This is a genomic window from Pseudomonadota bacterium (genome assembly GCA_027624955.1).
Taxonomy (GTDB): Bacteria; Pseudomonadota; Alphaproteobacteria; order UBA828; family UBA828; genus PTKB01.
The window spans coordinates 1-17,494 of sequence record JAQBTG010000010.1; the positions used below are offsets into that span (position 1 = coordinate 1).

Annotated in this window: 15 protein-coding genes and 1 tRNA gene; 5 read left to right on the forward strand and 11 right to left on the reverse strand. The window is 58.3% G+C overall.

What is annotated here, in order from left to right; translation table 11 throughout:
• The first annotated feature begins 126 nt into the window (after positions 1–126).
• Together O3A94_05530 and O3A94_05535 are read left to right on the forward strand one after the other, a co-directional pair.
• Positions 127–417, forward strand: coding sequence for a hypothetical protein (locus O3A94_05530; GenBank protein MDA1355716.1), 291 nt, complete (start codon positions 127–129; stop codon positions 415–417).
• Positions 417–689 carry a hypothetical protein gene (locus O3A94_05535; protein ID MDA1355717.1) on the forward strand — a complete coding sequence of 91 codons (273 nt, stop codon included), beginning with the start codon at positions 417–419 and terminating at the stop codon, positions 687–689. The genes O3A94_05530 and O3A94_05535 overlap by 1 nt, the downstream gene beginning before the upstream one ends.
• 353 nt (positions 690–1,042) lie before the next feature.
• On the opposite strand, the gene O3A94_05540 is transcribed toward O3A94_05535, so the two are convergent.
• From O3A94_05540 to O3A94_05565, 6 genes are all read right to left on the reverse strand, one after another.
• Positions 1,043–1,132 (reverse strand) — tRNA-Ser (locus O3A94_05540).
• 172 nt (positions 1,133–1,304) lie between these two features.
• Complete coding sequence (gene asnB, locus O3A94_05545; GenBank protein MDA1355718.1) at positions 1,305–3,071, reverse strand: asparagine synthase (glutamine-hydrolyzing); 1,767 nt, start codon at positions 3,069–3,071, stop codon at positions 1,305–1,307.
• Positions 3,071–4,132, reverse strand: coding sequence for a glycosyltransferase (locus O3A94_05550; GenBank protein ID MDA1355719.1), 1,062 nt, complete (start codon positions 4,130–4,132; stop codon positions 3,071–3,073). The genes asnB and O3A94_05550 overlap by 1 nt, the downstream gene beginning before the upstream one ends.
• Complete coding sequence (locus O3A94_05555; GenBank protein MDA1355720.1) at positions 4,125–4,907, reverse strand: glycosyltransferase family 2 protein; 783 nt, start codon at positions 4,905–4,907, stop codon at positions 4,125–4,127. The genes O3A94_05550 and O3A94_05555 overlap by 8 nt, the downstream gene beginning before the upstream one ends.
• Positions 4,904–5,863, reverse strand: a complete 960-nt coding sequence (locus tag O3A94_05560) for a glycosyltransferase family 9 protein (GenBank protein MDA1355721.1) — start codon at positions 5,861–5,863, stop codon at positions 4,904–4,906. The genes O3A94_05555 and O3A94_05560 overlap by 4 nt, the downstream gene beginning before the upstream one ends.
• A complete protein-coding gene (locus O3A94_05565; GenBank protein ID MDA1355722.1) occupies positions 5,860–6,888 on the reverse strand; it encodes a glycosyltransferase in 1,029 nt (342 codons plus the stop codon). The genes O3A94_05560 and O3A94_05565 overlap by 4 nt, the downstream gene beginning before the upstream one ends.
• An 87-nt stretch (positions 6,889–6,975) precedes the next feature.
• On the opposite strand from O3A94_05565, the gene O3A94_05570 reads away from it, so the two are divergent.
• Positions 6,976–7,914 (forward strand): folate-binding protein, encoded by a 939-nt coding sequence (locus O3A94_05570; GenBank protein ID MDA1355723.1) that lies wholly within the window; start codon positions 6,976–6,978, stop codon positions 7,912–7,914.
• Between the two features lie 65 nt (positions 7,915–7,979).
• On the opposite strand, the gene O3A94_05575 is transcribed toward O3A94_05570, so the two are convergent.
• On the reverse strand, positions 7,980–9,209 hold the full coding sequence (locus O3A94_05575; protein MDA1355724.1) for an HD domain-containing protein: 1,230 nt from the start codon (positions 9,207–9,209) through the stop codon (positions 7,980–7,982).
• 224 nt (positions 9,210–9,433) lie between these two features.
• Positions 9,434–10,702 carry an aromatic ring-hydroxylating dioxygenase subunit alpha gene (locus O3A94_05580; GenBank protein ID MDA1355725.1) on the reverse strand — a complete coding sequence of 423 codons (1,269 nt, stop codon included), beginning with the start codon at positions 10,700–10,702 and terminating at the stop codon, positions 9,434–9,436.
• Between the two features lie 209 nt (positions 10,703–10,911).
• Here O3A94_05580 and O3A94_05585 point away from each other — a divergent pair, with 209 nt between their 5' ends.
• On the forward strand, positions 10,912–11,679 hold the full coding sequence (locus tag O3A94_05585; GenBank protein ID MDA1355726.1) for a glucose 1-dehydrogenase: 768 nt from the start codon (positions 10,912–10,914) through the stop codon (positions 11,677–11,679).
• 171 nt (positions 11,680–11,850) lie between these two features.
• On the opposite strand, the gene O3A94_05590 is transcribed toward O3A94_05585, so the two are convergent.
• The 3 genes from O3A94_05590 to O3A94_05600 all read right to left on the reverse strand — a co-directional run bounded on the left by O3A94_05590 (position 11,851) and on the right by O3A94_05600 (position 16,081).
• Complete coding sequence (locus tag O3A94_05590) at positions 11,851–14,292, reverse strand: xanthine dehydrogenase family protein molybdopterin-binding subunit (GenBank protein MDA1355727.1); 2,442 nt, start codon at positions 14,290–14,292, stop codon at positions 11,851–11,853.
• 28 nt (positions 14,293–14,320) lie between these two features.
• Positions 14,321–15,052: a hypothetical protein gene (locus tag O3A94_05595; protein MDA1355728.1), complete on the reverse strand. Its 732-nt coding sequence runs from the start codon at positions 15,050–15,052 to the stop codon at positions 14,321–14,323.
• A 429-nt stretch (positions 15,053–15,481) separates the two neighbouring features.
• Entirely contained in the window at positions 15,482–16,081 is a 600-nt protein-coding gene (locus tag O3A94_05600; protein ID MDA1355729.1) for a cysteine hydrolase family protein, read from the reverse strand.
• Between the two features lie 107 nt (positions 16,082–16,188).
• Here O3A94_05600 and O3A94_05605 point away from each other — a divergent pair, with 107 nt between their 5' ends.
• On the forward strand, positions 16,189–17,385 hold the full coding sequence (locus O3A94_05605) for a Rid family hydrolase (GenBank protein MDA1355730.1): 1,197 nt from the start codon (positions 16,189–16,191) through the stop codon (positions 17,383–17,385).
• Positions 17,386–17,494: the final 109 nt, after the last annotated feature.

Here is a 17,494-nt window from a genome sequence, read left to right on the forward strand (position 1 = left end):
CGATCCGTGGAACTCCAGCTTCAGGCGGCGGTCGAAACAGGGCCGAAGTGGGTGGCGATCCGATTCACCTTCCGGGTTCCGCATCCGAGCCGCCCTCTGTCTGATATAAGCTTCTGATTCTTATACATGAATCAGACACAAACCGCATCAAATGGTTCGGTCACTTGGGAAATGCGGGTCTATACCTGGTTGACGCACCGCCTGCCGCGCGTCAGGCGCGCCAATGGCGATTTCGTAAGCTGGTACGCGCTGCGCGACCAGTTCGGCCCCGATGTCGCCGATCTGAAGCGGTTCCACGCCACCTTCAAGGCGGCGCTGCGCCAGGCGACGGCAGTCTACCCGTCAGCGAAGATCAGCCAGGTGGACGGCGGATTCCGCCTCTACGACAGCGCGCCGCCGGTCAGGTGGGTAGGGTGATGGCTGAAAGCGGCTGGAATTTGGGAGAGTGGCTGCGTCTCGATCAAAAACCCGATGGCATGACGACGATCACCGACTTCTGGCTGTTATCGGGCAAAATCTTTCATCTGCCGGGTGATGCCATCATTATTGGCTTGGCTGAGCATATGCCGAAGGTGGCAATCTTTCTGGAACTCTCTGGAGACAGTCTGGGGGAATTTGGGTCCGGTGTCATATCGTTCTTTGTGTGGATGTTCCTATCGGCGGCGTACTTCAGCGCTTTGGGGGATTAATTATCCACGCTAAGGGTAAGGGTGCGTCAGGGTTCATAGCTCAGAAGATTGTCTGAGTAGACCCACCAAGACTAACGGTTACCCATAAGCGTCCCATACAGATTTATGGCCGACAACGTCGTTGCCCTCTTTGAGCTGACACTCCAAGACGATGAGGTAAAGGTTGTCGAGGAACGGCACTATAAGCTGGTCCCTGCTTCCGACCTCGACCGCGACGCAATACGGACCTACCGCGATTAGCGCCTCGCAGCATCGAAAGAAGCAGCATCGTTTTCAAAGTGTGGGAGAGAATGTGGGATAAGCTGGGAATAAATCTAGTTTATCGAACAAAATCAATAAGATAGTATGTTTTTTGGCGGATGGGGTGGGATTCGAACCCACGAAGGGTGTTACCCCTTGCCGGTTTTCAAGACCGGTCCCTTCAACCACTCGGGCACCCATCCATGCTCTTGCTCAAATGCCGAACTTTCAAATTACTTTGAAGCGATCCGCCGACTGGACAGCAAAGGCAATATCACCCGCAGGCGGCAGGGTGCAAGAAGGCGTCATTCGAAATTCGATAGATCTGCGTCTAAAATCAGCGCAAACAGCTGCGCCGCCACGGATTTGGGAAGATTAAGCCGCCAAGCAGTCGAACACATCGCCATCGCTCGGATGGCCGAGAACATGGATTTGGTGCCAGGTAGCGTAGAATAGCAGAATCCAGGCGGCAAAATTCTGGTGTTTGCCGCCGTCTTTGAATATGCCGCGCACTTGGTCGGGCAGGCACAATTCAGCGACGCCCGGTTGCTCGGCCACCAGCGCGCCGAGATTCGCGCCATGGCGGTTGATCCAGGTCCCAACCGGCACAGTGAAGCCGCGCTTGTGCTCAAAGGCACGGGCCTCCGGCAGCCGCGAATCGAGCCATTTTCTGAGCAGCCATTTGCCGAGGCGCCCGCGAATCTTGAGGCTGTCCGGCAGGGCGAAGGCGACCTCCGCTACGGCGGGGTCGAGGAACGGCGTGCGGCCCTCGACACCATGCGCCATCAAGCAGCGGTCGAGTTTGATCAACAGATCATTGGGCAGCCACTCGGCGCAATCCACTGTTTGCACCCGCTGGAGGGGGGTGAGGCCGGCGCCGTGCGCCAGATGTTCGGCCGCCGCCACACCGTCGCGCCAACCATGTGGCGCTTCGCGCAACAGGCCGAGCCGCTCCAGTGCCGAGCGCGCCCGCATGGCTTTGGCACCACCGCGCCACCACGGCCGCGTGGCGCTCCGGTAGCGTCCGTACCCGGCGAACAATTCATCGCCGCCTTCGCCGCACAGTACTACCTTCAATTCCTCAGACGCCGTCTGCCCGAGCTTATAGGTCGGCAAGGTGGCGTAATCGGCCACCGGATCATCGAGCGCCGCCGCGACGCGCGGCAAAAGGGTGAGAAAATCCTTCTCATCGAATTCGATCTCCACATGTTCGGCGCCAACCGCCCGGGCCACAGCGCGGGCATGGGCCCGTTCGTCATGCGCGTCGCCTTCTGAGAAACCGATCGTGAAGGCGCGCACCGGCGTCTCATTCAGCCGTGCCATGGCGGCGAGCAGGGCGGAGCTGTCAATGCCGCCGGAGAGAAACATGCCGTAGGGCACGTCCGAACGCTGATGCACCATCACGCTATCCATCAGCGCCGCGTCGAGGCGCTCGAGCGCTTCATCTTCGCTTTGCACTTCTGGTGCCGATGATGTCGGGAGGGCTGAGATATGGCGGCGCTCGACGATGCGTCCCGCACGAACTTGAATGGTCTCGCCCGGCAGTACTCGTTTGATATCACGGTAGATCGTGTCGCGCCCGGTGGTGAACTGCATGCTCAGCAGCTCATTCTGGGCGCGTCGGGAAAGGTCCGAAGCAACGGCGAAACCGCCGGAGATTAGGGCCCGGGGCTCAGATGCGAAGGCCAAACCGAATGCACCTTCGACATAATAAAGCGGCTTGATGCCGAACGGATCACGCGCCAACAACAGGCTATTGGCGCGACGGTCGTGCAGCGCCAAGGCATACATACCGCGCAGGTCGCGTGCGACGTCCACGCCAGCGCCTGGATAAAGCCGAAGCGGCACTTCACAATCTGATTGCGTCGTAAATTCGAGATCCGGGTGCTCGGAGCGCAACTCAACAAAATTATAAAATTCAGCATTGGCGATCAGGGTCGCGCCGGCACCATCATTCAGCGGCTGATCTCCGGTGACGAGGTCGATGATCGACAACCGGGTATGCGCGAATGCTACATCCTGTAGGGCATAGGCGCCGCTGCCGTCGGGCCCGCGGTGGGTCAATACAGCGCCCATACGATCAACCGCGCTGATGTCTGGGCGTGTGGCATCCAGCGTCATGAGGCCAGCAATGCCGCACATCAGCTTCGTACCTGTTCGAAGAAATCCAGATAACGGCGGACGATGGCCGCTTCTGTGTAAGTTTCGGCATAGGCCGCGCGCCCGGCCTTCGCCAGCCTTGCTGCCAATTCCGGGTTATCGATCAGGGTGCGAATCGAAGTCGCCAAAGCCGGCGCATCTTCCAACGGGACCAGCAGCCCGGTTTCGCCGGACGTGATCAGGCTTATCGGCCCGGCCGCGGCAGCGGCGACCACAGGCGTGCCATGCGCCCAGGCTTCGATCACGACATTTCCCAACGGCTCGATGCGCGATGGGCAAACGAATATATCAGCCGCCGCCAATAGCGCGCCGACATCCTCGCGCCAACCCAGAAAGCGCACCCGCGCCGCAACGCCGAGGCTGTCCGCAAGGGCGTGCAATTCCGCTTTGAGCGGACCATCGCCGGCGATCCATGCGTAGGTGTCCGGCAATTCGGCAAGGGCGTACAGCAATTGGTCAAACGCTTTGTTGACGTGGAGACGGCCGAGCGCCACCACCAGCGGCGCGCGGTCTGGCGTTTCCAATTCGCCGCGCACGACTGCCGGCGCCGGTTCGGCAGAAACGAAATTTGGGAGGTAGTGGCTTCGTTCCGCTGGCCAGAGTTCGCTCCGAACGTAGCGCACGATGCCCTCGGTATTGCCGATCAGATGATCGCAGGAAGTATAATATTTGAGATCGTAATAACCGCCGAGGCGGGCGACATGGGTAAAACCGTGATCGGCGACTTTGGCCGGACATAGATGACTTGCCCGGTTCATCCAGGTAAGGACGACATGCGGAGAGAACGACTTAATTTCCCGCCCAAATGCGCGGCGCGTTGTGAAATCCGTCCAGCCGCCAAAGGGGAGCGCCACCGGTTCAAGCCCGCCATCGCGCAGCGCGGCTACCCAGGGCCGCCCATCGCGTACCAGAATATGTTGATCCACGCCGGCGCGGGCCAGCGCCAGCGCCAAGCGCACAAAAAAAGTCTCCGCCCCGCCATGCTCGCCGCCAGCGATCGCCTGCAACAAGCGCAAGCCAGATGCGCCGCCTGCGCTATTCATCGTCCAACTCGGCCTTGAGGTGAGAGAGCAGGGGATAGAGCGCCGCCATGAGGGCGATAGCAAAGCCCCAGCGGCCTTCGCGGTAACCCTTGCGCATAAAGTAACATTTTAGAAAGCGCGAGATTGAGCGCCGCAGCGTCCAAATCATGGGCGGCAACTTAACATCGCTAGCACGTAAATCTGCTGCTCGGGCATCGCTATAGCGTTGCAGGCGAGAGATCATGTCGGCAAAATCGCGGTCGACATAATGTGTCATAGCCGTGTGCAGCCAGCGCTTGGGTCCGCTCAGTATGAGCGGCGGATGAATGCGGCTCGACCCCCACTGCTTGGCGCCCGGCGTGAACAGGCGGGGTGCCGCCATCACCCCCCATGAGCCGCCCCAGCCGTAGCGCACTAGGCGGGCGCCTATATAGTTGTCGAACGGCACAAGAAAATATCCCGGCGCGGCATGGGCGATGGTCTGGCGGATTTCCCGGCCCAGCGCTTCGGAGGCGCGCTCGTCCGCATCCACTTCGAGAATCCAGTCGCCGGTGCAGAGATCGATGCCGGCATGGCGTCTCGGCCCCTCGAGCGGCCAGTCCCCAGCAACCGTCCGTGCACCAAACCTTTCGGCAATCTCCTTGGAGCCGTCGCTGCAGCGGTCAAGCACCACGATAATTTCATCGGCGAAAGCGAGCGCCTCCAAGCACTCGGCTAATTGTTCCGCCTCGTTGTGCACGCATAATGCGACCGACAGTTTTGGCGCTGACGATGCCTCGGTTCCGCCAGCGTTCATGAGCGCGTATCCAAAACCCGCGCCCACAATTCACGTGCAGCGTTCTCGGCCATCTCCACGGTCAAGCTGTCCATCAGGCTCCCGGTCGTCCTGTGATCGTAGCCGCTTCCGCCGACCAATTCGTCATAATCCAGACCCGTCCGTACGACCGCGCATTGTGCGCCCCAGGGCGCATAATGCGCCTCCCGGCTCGGCCCGAACAGGCCTAGTGTCGGGACCCCAGAAGCAGCAGCAATATGCATGAGCCCGGAATCATTTCCGACATAGAAATCGCAACGCGCAAGCAGGGCCGCGACGGTTAGCAAATCGAGCTTGCCCACCAGGTCATGTACTTGGGCTGCCGGAAGTGAGTCGATCGCCGCAGCCGCCGCAGCGCGCTCCGACGCCGCGCCAAGGATGATCACCGCCGCACCCGGCAGAATTCCGTCGCTGGCGGTCAGGCGAACCGCGAGCTCAGCGAAATTTTTGCCCGGCCATTGCTTACCGCGCCAATTGGCGGTCGGGCCGAGGGCGAGAACCGGCCCCTCGGGCAATACACGAGCCGCGGCGTTTTCCTGCGCCGCGCCGATCCACAAATGCGGCGGCGGCGGTTCGGGCAAGCGCGCAAGTTCAGCCAGCGAGGCCAGCCGGTGCGCCGCGCCACTATTGGGGCGCCAGACCATACGCCGGCGCGCCATCAGACAATAGGAAAGGGCGGACGCCCTGAGATCGATCACCAAATGCCAGTAATTCGGCCAACACTGCCACCAGAGAGCCAGCCAGTGCACTGCCAAGCGGCGCTTCTTCAGTGCAATGACGCGCGCTACCTGGGGTGTTTCAGCAAACAACGGCGCGGCGGCGGGGCCGCAGGCGATGGTGATCTCCGAGTCAGGATATTGTTCGATGAGGTGGGAGAGCAGCGCCGTGGAGAGTACCGCGTCGCCGATGCGCGTCGAGGTGATGAAGAGAAGCTTCATCGAAAGATGGTTTCGAACTCGCTTGCCGTTGTATCCCAACTTCTCGAACGCCCATGGCGCCGCGCCACGATGCTGGCGGATTTGAACTCGTCGTCGTCGCTCAGCATACGAACCGCGTGATCGGCGAAATCACTTTTCGAATCAGTTAAAAATGCCGATTTGTCGCCAATGACACGTTCTTTGACCGCGCCCATCGGGCGCGCCACAGCCGGCACTCCGACGGCCTGTGATTCGGCCAGCGTGGAGCAATACATTTCTTTTTCCGAACCGGGATAAAGATGAACTCGGGCGTGCCGGTACGCCTGGGACATGTCCCGGTCTCCCGCAGGTGCCTTGATTATGATGCCGCTCTGCTCGGCGGCGATGACCTTGCGGTAAATTTCGTTGAGCTCGTCGGGCAGGGTTTCGCCGGCTTCGGCCTGCTTGAAGGCTGCGGAATAGATATGCAACTCGGCGTTCGGAACTTTCGGGCGGACCTGCGTGGTCCAAATATCGAGAAGCCATTCAAGCCCGTGCTTGGGATGTGTGGTGACAATGGCGATCGGCGGGTCACTCGGGTCCATTTCATCGGCTTCGCGGTATTCCTCGCGGACGCCAGGTGAAATGTTGCGAGTCGAAGATTCTCCGGTGCCTGTGTAAGTCTCCCGATGGCTGCGCCCGAGAAACACCAAGCGCGCCTCGGTGCGTTGCAACATGTCCGTTACTTGCGGCTTGTCGAGATATTCGGCTGGGCCAGTAAGCCACAATATGCGGGCTTTGGTGGCGCGCACGAATTCCAGCAGCCGGGGTTTGCGGAATGCAATCAGCACCTCGGTGATCGGCGGGCGGCGGCCGTCCCAATCGACCCAACTGACGTTTTCATAACCCATGGCGTTCGGTGTGCGGTTAATCACGCGCACCACATGTCCGGCCCGTGCCAAGGCAGCGGGCAGGCTGGCAAACGCCTTTTCCGCTCCACCGAGCGGCTGATAGGCGGGTGTCATCCCGTTGAAGGGTATGGAATCATCGACCAGAGTAACCAACATCTTCCGGCCTTATAGCCATCCCCAATCGGCTTGCCAAGCACCCTGGAACACGACACCTTGCCAAGCGCCGCAATTCGCCCTAACTCATTGTCGAACAACATAGTCGTTAACAATTCATGGCGCGTTATGACAGGTATTTGTTACATCGAATTGGAGAGCCGGGGCGTCCTTGCAGTAACCGGCGGAGATGCAGCGGAATTCCTCCAGGGTTTGGTCTCCAATGATATTGCGCAAGTCGGCGATGGCCGGGTGGTGTATGCCGCGCTGCTCACTCCTCAGGGCAAGTATTTGCATGATTTCATGGTTGCCTGCGCGGCGGGCGCCTTCCTGCTCGATTGCGAGGCTGCACGCCTGATGGATTTGGGCCAGCGTTTCGGTGCGTACCGCCTGCGCGCAGATATCGAATTGTCGGATGCGACGGAGGATTGGCGTGTCGTCGCTCTTCTCGGCGACAATGCCGAAGCCCAGTTGGGGTTTTCGTTGGCTGAGCCCGGCGCCGCGGCGCCGCTCGAAAGTGGCGGGCTGATCTACCGCGATCCAAGGCCACAGATGCCGGGACTACGCGCTTTCGTTCCGCGCGACGCCGGTTTTGGCCAGTTCGAGGCGGCCGGAATTCCGGCCGGCACATTGGTGGATTATGAACGCCTCCGGATTGCCGCAGGCGTCCCCGACGGCAGCCGCGACATGACCGTCAATAAATCCACATTGATGGAATTTGGCTTCGAAGCCCTAAAAGGGGTGGATTTCGAGAAGGGCTGCTATGTTGGCCAGGAGCTGACTGCGCGGACCAAATATCGCGGTCTGGTGCGCCGGCGCTTTCAGCGCGTCTTCGTCGACGGCGCGGTGCCGGCGCCCGGCACACCGATTATGGCAAACGACAAGGAAGCCGGTGAAATTTGCTCCAGTGTGGGTGATCAGGCGCTGGCTCTGCTGCGTATCGATCGCAGCGCAGAAGCCGAGGCCGCCGGAATCTCCTTGACCGCCGGCAAGGCCACACTTCGGCTGCTGGAAAACGACGGCGCCTAGATTAGCTTGAACAGTTCGTTTGCCGCGATTTAGTCCGACAGAGCTCCGTGCAAGAACCCCGCGCTCTAATCCTCCAAACGCTTGCGGAATCGGTTGAATTCTTGGTGATAAGTTTTGAAGACATCTAGCAGTTTTGGTTCGAAATGCTCTGTCGGGGTGAGGCGGTCATCCCCGACGGTAAGTATGTTATACGTCTTTTCGTGGCTGAAGGTCGGCTTGTAGGCGCGCTCCGAGCGCAGTGCGTCATAAATATCGGCGATCGCCATAATACGCGCCGAAATCGGAATTTTCTCGCCCCTTAGGCCGTCCGGATAGCCCCCACCGTTCCATTGCTCGTGGTGTGAGCGCGCGATATCAGCAGCCATTTGCAAACGATCGGAGCGCTCCAGAATCTGATGGCCGTAGGTGGTATGCTGGTTCATCTCGAAGCGTTCATCATCGTTGAGACGCCCCCGCTTGGTTAGAATCGCGGAGTTCACGCTCATCTTGCCAATATCGTGTAGTCGGGCGCTGAAGTGAATTTCATTGCAAAATTCCGTCGGCATGCCGACTTTTTTGGCCATTAAATAGGCATATTCATTGCATCGGATAATGTGATTTCCGGTGTCTTCGTCATGTACTTCGGCGGCGCGGGCAAGTAGACGGATGGACACCATGAAGGCTTCTTCGGTATCTTTTTGTAACTCCTCGATCTGAGATTGCTGCGTGCGCAAGGCCTTGTTCTTGACTCTCAGATCAGAGTTGCTTTTGTTTATTTGTTCAAGCATATCAGCACGCTCAATGACACGGCCGACAATATGATTGAACGGCATTATCAGATCCGCTTGCGCGTCTTTGAAGGCGACAGTCTCTTTTTTCTTACCTGCTTTGCGATTGATAAGCTGCACAACGCCAATTACTTTTTTCTGAAAATTTGTCAGCGGGAATGCCAGCATTGAGCACGAGCGATAGCCGGTCGCCTTGTCGAAGGATTGGTCGAAATCAAACGGGACATTTTTCGGAATCGAGTAGAGATCGTCGATCAGTACCGTTTCGCCTGTCGACGCTACATAGCCGGCGATTGAGGTTGGCACGATTGGAATGCGGAAATCCGCCTTGCTCAGCCTGATGCGGTCATTTTGTATGCTGCTGGCTACAAGCCAGTTCTGCTTGCCGGTTTTGCGTACGATGAATATCGAGCCCGCCTCAGCGCCTGTCATTTGTCGCGCCTTCAGAAGAACACGGTCGAGCAGATCGCGAACCGTCTGTTGCCCCGGTTGCTCGATAAATTCTAGGAATTCGAGAATTGAACTCATATCTCGAAGCCGCTCCCCGCCATGTGCCATCCAAATGATAACGCGGAATTCCGCACGGAAAAATAATCTGTTTGGCTAGTCCTAATCAATCGAACACCTAAAAACCCGCTCCGGTTCATTTCCGCCGCCAAGAACTTTGCAATATAGCATTCCGAAGTTAATGCGGCATAACCCGAGATATTAGGTGGTTCCGCCCGAAACGAAGGAATCCCTTACTTGCGGTATCACTCGGCCGCTTGAAAGGATTCCGAGTAGCCACCGTCACAGGCTGCGCCGTGTTTGGCTTTAGCAACTTCGATCGCGGTCCGGCCTTCGTCGAGGCGCTGCGCCCGAGCCGCGTCGTCGTCCTGCAACAAACGATCGAGATAATAATTCAGCAAGTGATGGATCGCGCGCTCAAGATTTGCCATCGGCCCGGGTACGAAGGCCCTCGAAGCGACGCCGTTCTGTAACGATTCCAGCATTTCATAATCCTCGGTGACGACGAATTCGATGAAATCACTGTAGATTTTATTCTTCTCTTCGAAGCCCGGAGCATCGAAATACTCTTCCGGCAGCTGGGTATAGACAGTGACCAGGCTAGATTTCTCGTCGAGCGGAAGCGTCACCAAGGGCTGGATCAGATCATGACGGCCAAATAAATTCATGGTCGGGCGCATAAAGGTGGTGCAGGCAAAAAGATCCGTCACCTTGCCGCGCAGCCAAGGCATGGTGTCAAACAGGGTCACACCATTTGGCGCCATTGTGTGGCTCTCATAGGTCGCGTCATAGCCATATTTGTTCAGATTGAAGCGGAAATTGGAGACCGGGAAATGGCCTCCGAACGAACCCTTGTGAATGACGCCGACATGGTACATGTCCATGAAATTTTCGGGCCCAAATTTCCAATTACATGGCACGACGACCTCGAGCTTATGTGAAAGGCGGGTATTCTCCGGCTGCAGAAAGGCCGCGAATTCGCGAATACCATCTTCATCAAGATAGTCTGCCAGGCTCTGGCAATTAGGATCCAAATTGATGAATATATAGCCGCCCCAATCGTCGATTTGAGCGCGCGGCAAACCGCATGTGCTGACATCAAAGCCCTGAACTTCAGTGGCGAGCGGCGCATTCAGCAATTGGCCTTGCAAATCATAGACCCACGCATGATAGGGGCAGGTGAATTTGGACAGATTGCCCCGTCCGGAGGCAACTTCGACTCCCCTGTGGCGGCAGACATTGCGAAAGGCGTTCATTTTCCCTGCGGTGTCGCGGCATATCAGGACCGGCTCGCCGGCAATGCGAATTGCAGCGTAATCCCCGGGATTGGGAAATTCCTCAAGTCGTCCGACGCAGAGCCATTCCTTCATAAAAATGGTCTCCACCTCATGCTGATAGAGTTCGGGCGACGTGTAGAACCAGCCTGGCAAATGTCTGGATTCATGTAGGCCAGCGCGGGTTTTCGCCACTTCCTTCAACAAACTTTCGTCCATCCGAAAATTATTCGCGGACATCGGCGTTCTCCGTGCAATTGGCATCACAATAAAGGTTTAAAAAAGTATAGGGTATGGAGCCTACATCGAGAACAACAACATTGCGTACACATTAACCAGCAAGAAATTGTGTAAAAGTCGAAACAGGCCGAGACGTCGGCTATTCTTGACAAAATTTGGCGATGCGCCCTAAAACCGGGCACTGAAGCTAACGGGAGAGGGCAGCACGCATGGCTAGAATCAAAGGCAAAATCGCCCTCGTCACCGGCGCGACCGCGGGAATTGGAATTGCGGTGGCGTTGCGTCTTGCTGAGGAAGGCGCCCACGTCTATGTCAGCGGCAGAAATGAGGAAGCCGGCAACGACGTAGTCGCAAAAATATTAGAAGCGAAAGGCGAGGCGACATTCTTGCCGATTGATGTGGCCCAGGAAGCCGATTGGCAGACCGCCTTAAAATCGATCGAGGAAGCACACGGGCGGCTTGATATTTTGGTCAGCAATGCTGGCATCACCATGTGGCAAAATATTGAAGACACCGCACTGGAAGATTGGCGCAGTATCATGGCGGTCAATGTGGACGGCGTATTCCTTGGAACGAAACACGCCATACCGCTCATGCGCCGCGGCGGCGGCGGATCTATCGTCAATATATCCTCTGTGTTGGGCATTACCGGCATCGCGAAAAGAGCGGCCTATACCTCGAGCAAAGCCGCCGTCCGCCTGTTCACAAAATGTGCCGCGCTCGAATGCGCCGAATACGGCATCCGTGTAAACTCCATTCATCCCGCTTTCATTCATACGCCGATGATGGAAGATGCGGCGATGAGCATGTATGGCGATGTCGCCACCGGCAAGGCGGAGTTCGGCAAGCTCCATCCCATCGGCCGTGTTGGCGAGCCCATAGATATCGCCAATGGCGTGCTCTATCTTGCCTCAGACGAATCAGCCTTTACCACCGGCGCTGAACTGGTCATCGACGGCGGCTATACGGCCATATGAGCGAGCCGGCCTAAGGGCTAGCGCAGCACGGCAGCGTCGCTCCGCGCCGGGTGCCTGCCGTTTATTTGGGCCGCCACTCGCGCGCCGGTTATGCCGCTGCGCCAATCTGCATCGAGCACTTGTTTTCCCGCCACGATTTTACCGAAATCGATGGCGTTGCCCGCCCAGGAATTAGCCTGCCGCCTGCTTTGCTTCCTGGATGAGCCGCCAAATCTTGTTTGGGCGCAATGGCAACTCATTGATTTCGATTCCGAAGGGGCTGAGCGCATCACATATGGCGTTGGTAAGCGCACCCGGCACAGGCGCCGGAATGCCCTCGCCGAGTCCACGAGAGCCAAGCGGAGTGTACGGGCAGGGCTCACTGGCATCGTGATAGACCTCGATATTCGGGACATCAGCAGCGGTTGCCAATTTGTAGTTTTCGAAATCCGCCGTCAGTTGCTGGCCGTTCTCATCGTAAATGAACTCCTCGAACATGGTGTTCGATAAGCCTTGAACGACGCCGCCCTGGATTTGCCCCTCGACGACTTGCGGGTTGATCACAGTGCCGACTTCTTCCGAGGTGACATAGCGGGTGATCTCGAACTGCCCGGTTGCGATATCGACCTCCACCGTCGCGGCATGCGCGCTGAAACAAAACATCTGCGTGGGTGCTTCGAAATAGGCGGTGTGCTCGAGCCCGGCGCTTTCACCTGGCGGCATATTGATCGGCGCCATAATGATTCTCTCGGCCACATCGCAAAAACGCTGGCGACGATTATTGTCCTTCGAATAGATGATGTTGCCGTCGGCGAAGACAAAATCTTCGGCTGTCGCATCAAGCTCAAGGTCATGCGCGACAAAGCGCGCCATTTTATCTTTCAGTACGCGGCAGGCCGCAGCAACGGCGCTCACTGTGTAGGAGCCGGCCCGCGCGCCAACGGTGCCCGAGGAAAGCGGCGTTGTTGCCGTATCGCCTGTCGTCAGCGCGACATCATCCGGGAGGATGCCAAACTCATGCGCCGCCACCTGGGACATGGTGGTCTCATGGCTTTGCCCTTGCGGTGCATCGCCTTCGAAAATCGCGACCTTGCCGCGCGGGTCAACGCGCACGGTCGCCGAGCCATAGCCCGGCTGATTCTCCATCGGCACCAAAACTTCGGAGGCAACGCCCGATGTTTCGGCTCCAACCCCAAAGCCGACGCCAATATAACGCCCCTCGCGCAACGCCGCCTTTTGGCGGCGACGGAAACCCACCAGGTCAATGCGCTCCAGCAGAAGATCATAGGCGCCGATCCAGTTGCCGCTGTCATAATTGAGACCGGTGGCCGTGGTATAGGGCAGGTCGCGAATCAAGTTTATGCGCCTGACTTCTGCCGGCTCCATGCCGATACGCCGGGCCACCATGTCGATCGCGCGTTCCAACGCAAAGCGTGTGGGAAAGGCACCAAATGAGCGCGCCGGGGTCAGCACCGATTTGTTGGTGATCGCGACTCGCATGGAAATATCGCAATTCGGCAAATCATAGGCGTTCGGCATCAGCGCGGCGCCCATGAAGGGCATAACGAAGCCCCAGTACACGCCGGCGCAACCGTCGCCATTATCGGCCACGCCGCGATCGCGCAGCGCGACAATTTGGCCGTCCTGGTTTGCTGCGATCTCGAGGTCGTGAAGCTGATCACGTTCCTGGCTCACCGCCATGAGATGTTCCTGGCGGGTTTCCTGCCAGCGCACCGTGGCATCCAGTTTGCGCGCCAGGTGACAGACCAGAATGGCTTCACGGTAAAAGGGCGCTTTGACGCCGAACCCGCCGCCTTGGTCGCGCGGCGCAATGACGCGCAGCTTGTCGGTGGGAATATCGAGCACATCCGACATGGCCAGGCGGTCAATATGCGGCCGCTGAGTGGTGATCCAGGCCGTCAGTCCGTCGACTGAATCCCAGCGCGCCAGGACGCCGCGTGGCTCAAGTGGCGTAACGCCGCAGCGGTGCATGCGAAAACGCTGCTTGACGACGACCTCGGCACCGCCGAGCAGACGCTCAACCTCCGCTTCATTCGCCGCCTGGGATGTTGGGGTCAAGCCGCCAGTGACGGTCTTGGCGAATATCTCATTGCTGTCCCAGCCGTCGTGAACGATGGGTGATTCGGGCAACAGCGCCGCTTCCATATCGCCGACATAAGGTAGTGGCTCATAGGTCACGAGAACCGCCTCGGCGGCGTCCGCGGCAAGATATTTATCGGTGGCGACAATGGCGGCAACCGGCTCGCCGTGGAACTTTGCTTTGCCCACCGCCAACGGCCAAAAGGTCGGGAAATTCGCCTCGAGGTCGGGAACTACCACCGGCTGCGGCAGCGGCTTGATCTCATGCCTGATCGTTTCGCCGGTCACAATGCAGATAACGCCCGGCATCGCGGCTGCGGCCGCGGTATCGATCGAGACGATCCGTGCATGCGCGTGTTCGGAGCGCACGAACATCAAACAAAGCGCCTCCGGCGCCTTGACGTCGCCAAAATATTGGCCTTTTCCGGTCGTCAGGCGGTGGTCTTCCTTGCGCCTGACCGAGCGGCCGATCCACGTGGTCCCCGATTCAATTTGTGGCAATTGCGCCTCCCGCACACCGTCTGCGTCCTGCATCAAGCTGAGCACGGTTCCCGGAACAGGGTCAATGGCTGAGCAGAGCGGCGATTCCGTAAGCAGCGATGAAGAGTGTAAGGCCGTTTTGGTATATTGGGTTCGCAGTGCGCAAAAAGAGCCGGTTGCCGATCAGCAGATAGATCGCCGCTGCGATGCCGGCCATCGGCAGACTGTGCAGCAGTCTCTCGGCTTCGCCTAAGAATGTCACAATCATCAATATCTGGACCGCGCCGAAGGCGAGATAGTAATGTGCGACCGTATAACGGATAGCGCCTTTTTCGCTGTGCTGACCGGTGGCGAGAATCGCTAAGAGGGCGCCGCCGAGATTGGTCATGCCGTGAATGAGGCCCATGACCGCGTGATACAGCATCGAATGTTTCTTGACGACGCCCGAGATCCAGGCATTAGAGCGCGGCCACAGCCTAAAGACAGCCGAGATTAACATCACCGCGCCGATCAAAATATTGACCCAAGAGCCCAGGGCGCTGCCCTGAATAACCCACAGCCCAATCCCGATTCCCGGCAGGCAAATTAAATAGAGATTGCGTGAGACGGCGACCCGGTCTTGTTTGGAGGTCGTGACCTGCAGGAGAGAAATGGCGAATGATGCAGGGACAAGAAGGCTAATGGCTTCGGTAAAACCATAGCCCAGCAGCAACAGCGTTGGCGTGCCGAAAATCAGCACGCCCATACCGAATATTGATTGAACGACCGAGAGAACTGTGATGACCGCCACAACAGTGAAGGTATCTGCCGTCATATCGCTTCCCGCCGATCCGGCGGCCCGTGTAAATATTCGTTATCAAGGTGAAGCATGGTGGATTGCTGCACTACCAGCCTGCAATGCAATGAGGCCTATTGGCAAAGGAACTGTCCGGGCTTTATGCAGCTCCTTATCCCGGTATGTCTAATTGTAATGCGGGCAGATGCTCCGCCGGCGCCGGCATATCGCCCTTCGCCGCGGCGGCGGAGAAGGGGGGAGCAGTCGCCGAGACCGAGTGCCACGCTTTTGATGACGATTTGGCAGATCTTCTTTAGCGGGGAGGCGGGGCAGTGTTAGACGCCTGTGCCGTCAACCGGTCCCAAGCTCTGTCATGGCTGGTAGCCGTATTTCCGCATTGCTACTGGAGCTCCGGCGGCCTGTCGTCTTGGCTCCGTGCTTGGCCGCCGGCACATATCTTCCGTTAATCTAATCCGGCAACTGATCCGCGCGCTCGACAATTATTGCGAACCTGTCACCGAGTGCGGCGAGGCTGGCGTCATGCAGGCTGGCGGCGTCAATCACGCCGCCGGAGGGGGTCGGCAAATCGCGCGTGGCGGCGGCGGCGGAGACGAGGGTGGATCGGTAGCCGAGGTCGAGCGCCGCGCGCACGCTGGCGCTGACGCACATGTGGGTCATGAAGCCGACGAATATTAGATTTTTCGTATTTAGCTCCTGCAGCTTGTCATGCAGGATAGTGCCGGCGAAGGCGTTGGGCAGGTCTTTGCTGATGATGGTTTCGCTGCCGGCTTGCGCCACTTGCGGCGCGATCTGGCCGCCCGCACCGTCGAGATCGAAAGCGCCGCCAGCCTGGCCTTTATGCACGATATGAATGATCGGCGCATCGGCGGCACGTGCGCGCGCCAGCACCCGCCCGGCTTCCGCAAGCGCTGCATCCACGCCCGGCAGTGGCACGCCGCCAGTGACATATTCCATTTGGCAATCGATCAGGACGAGAGCGGAATCGGAAAGCGCATTTGGCGTCATATCGGCACCGGCCATTTCCAACAGAGTTTTCGGTTGGCTCATAAAATTTTTCCTCTTGCTGCGTTCAACAAACGGTACTTTATGGCGTCGTGAAATGCGATAAAGTCTTTTGTGAAACGCAGAACCAGCATCGGGATAAGGGGACGAACATGCCAGCCGACAAAAAAACCTACTTCACACCGAAGAGCCATAATTGGGCGCAGAAGCTCCCAATGTCGGCAGCGGTGCGCGCCGGTGATCTGCTCTTTATCTCGGGCCAAGTGAGTGCCGACACCAATCTCAAACCAGGCCATCTCGGCGATGTGAAGGCGCAAGCGCGGGCGGCCTTCGACAAGATCAAGGCGCTAGTCACCGAGGCCGGCGGTTCGATGGCGGACATTGTCGATATCATGTCGTTTCATTCCGATGTGCGTGATATTGACGCCGTCTTCGATGTCGGACGACAGGTGTTCAAGAAGGATTTTCCGGCCTGGACGGCGCTCGGCATGCACGGCACATACGGTCCGGAATTTCTCGTCAGTATCCGCGCAATTGCCCATCTCGGCGCCGGCAAGAAGAAATGCGTCACGCCTAAATCGATGACCTGGATGAACAAGCTGCCGATGTCGGCGGCCTGCACCAAAGGCGATTATCTATTCACCTCCGGCATCGTTTCCGCCGATGCGGCAGGAAATGTCGTGTCACCCGGCGATCACTATGCTCAGGCGCGTGTTTGTTACGACCTTTTGCGCGATACCTTGAAGGCCGGTGGCACCAGTCTCGAGGATGTGGTTGATATGATCTGCTTCAATCAGGACGCACGCGGCATGGACGATGCGGTCAATTGCTGGTGCAACGAAGTGGTGCAAAACGTGCCGGTCAACGGCGTGACCTCCTATACCGCCATCGCCATGACAGGATTTCACAAGATCGGCATGGTCGGCGCCTACCGCGCGATCGCCGATTTCAGCAAAGGCCCGCGCATCGCTGCCAATATCCCGAGCGTGCATTGGTATAAAGAGCGCATCGCGGGGGCGGCGAAAAAGAAGGAAGGCCGGCTGATCGGCATTTCCGGCCAAGTCGCGTCCGATGGAGCGAAAAATATCATCGCACCAGGCGACCCGGCGGCCCAGGCGCGCTATTGCTTCAGCCAGATCCGCGGCATATTGGAAAAACACGGCGCCAGCCTCGCCGATGTGGTCGAGATCACGTCATTTCATAAAGACCCGCGCGCTTGGAGCCAAGTGATGAAGGTCGGCGAAGAGATTTGGGGCAAGGGCAGGGGACCGGCGTGGACCCCGATCGGTTGCACTGGCCTTTACCTAGAAGGCTATCAGCACGAGATTTACGCTCTGGCGATGGTCTGACGGGTTGGCCCTGCGCTACGATATGCGTGAAACAGAAACAGAATGCGACTGGCGTTCTGACACGAGCGACGGCGCGTCTGAATTGATACGCGATAGCCAAAAGCTTGGC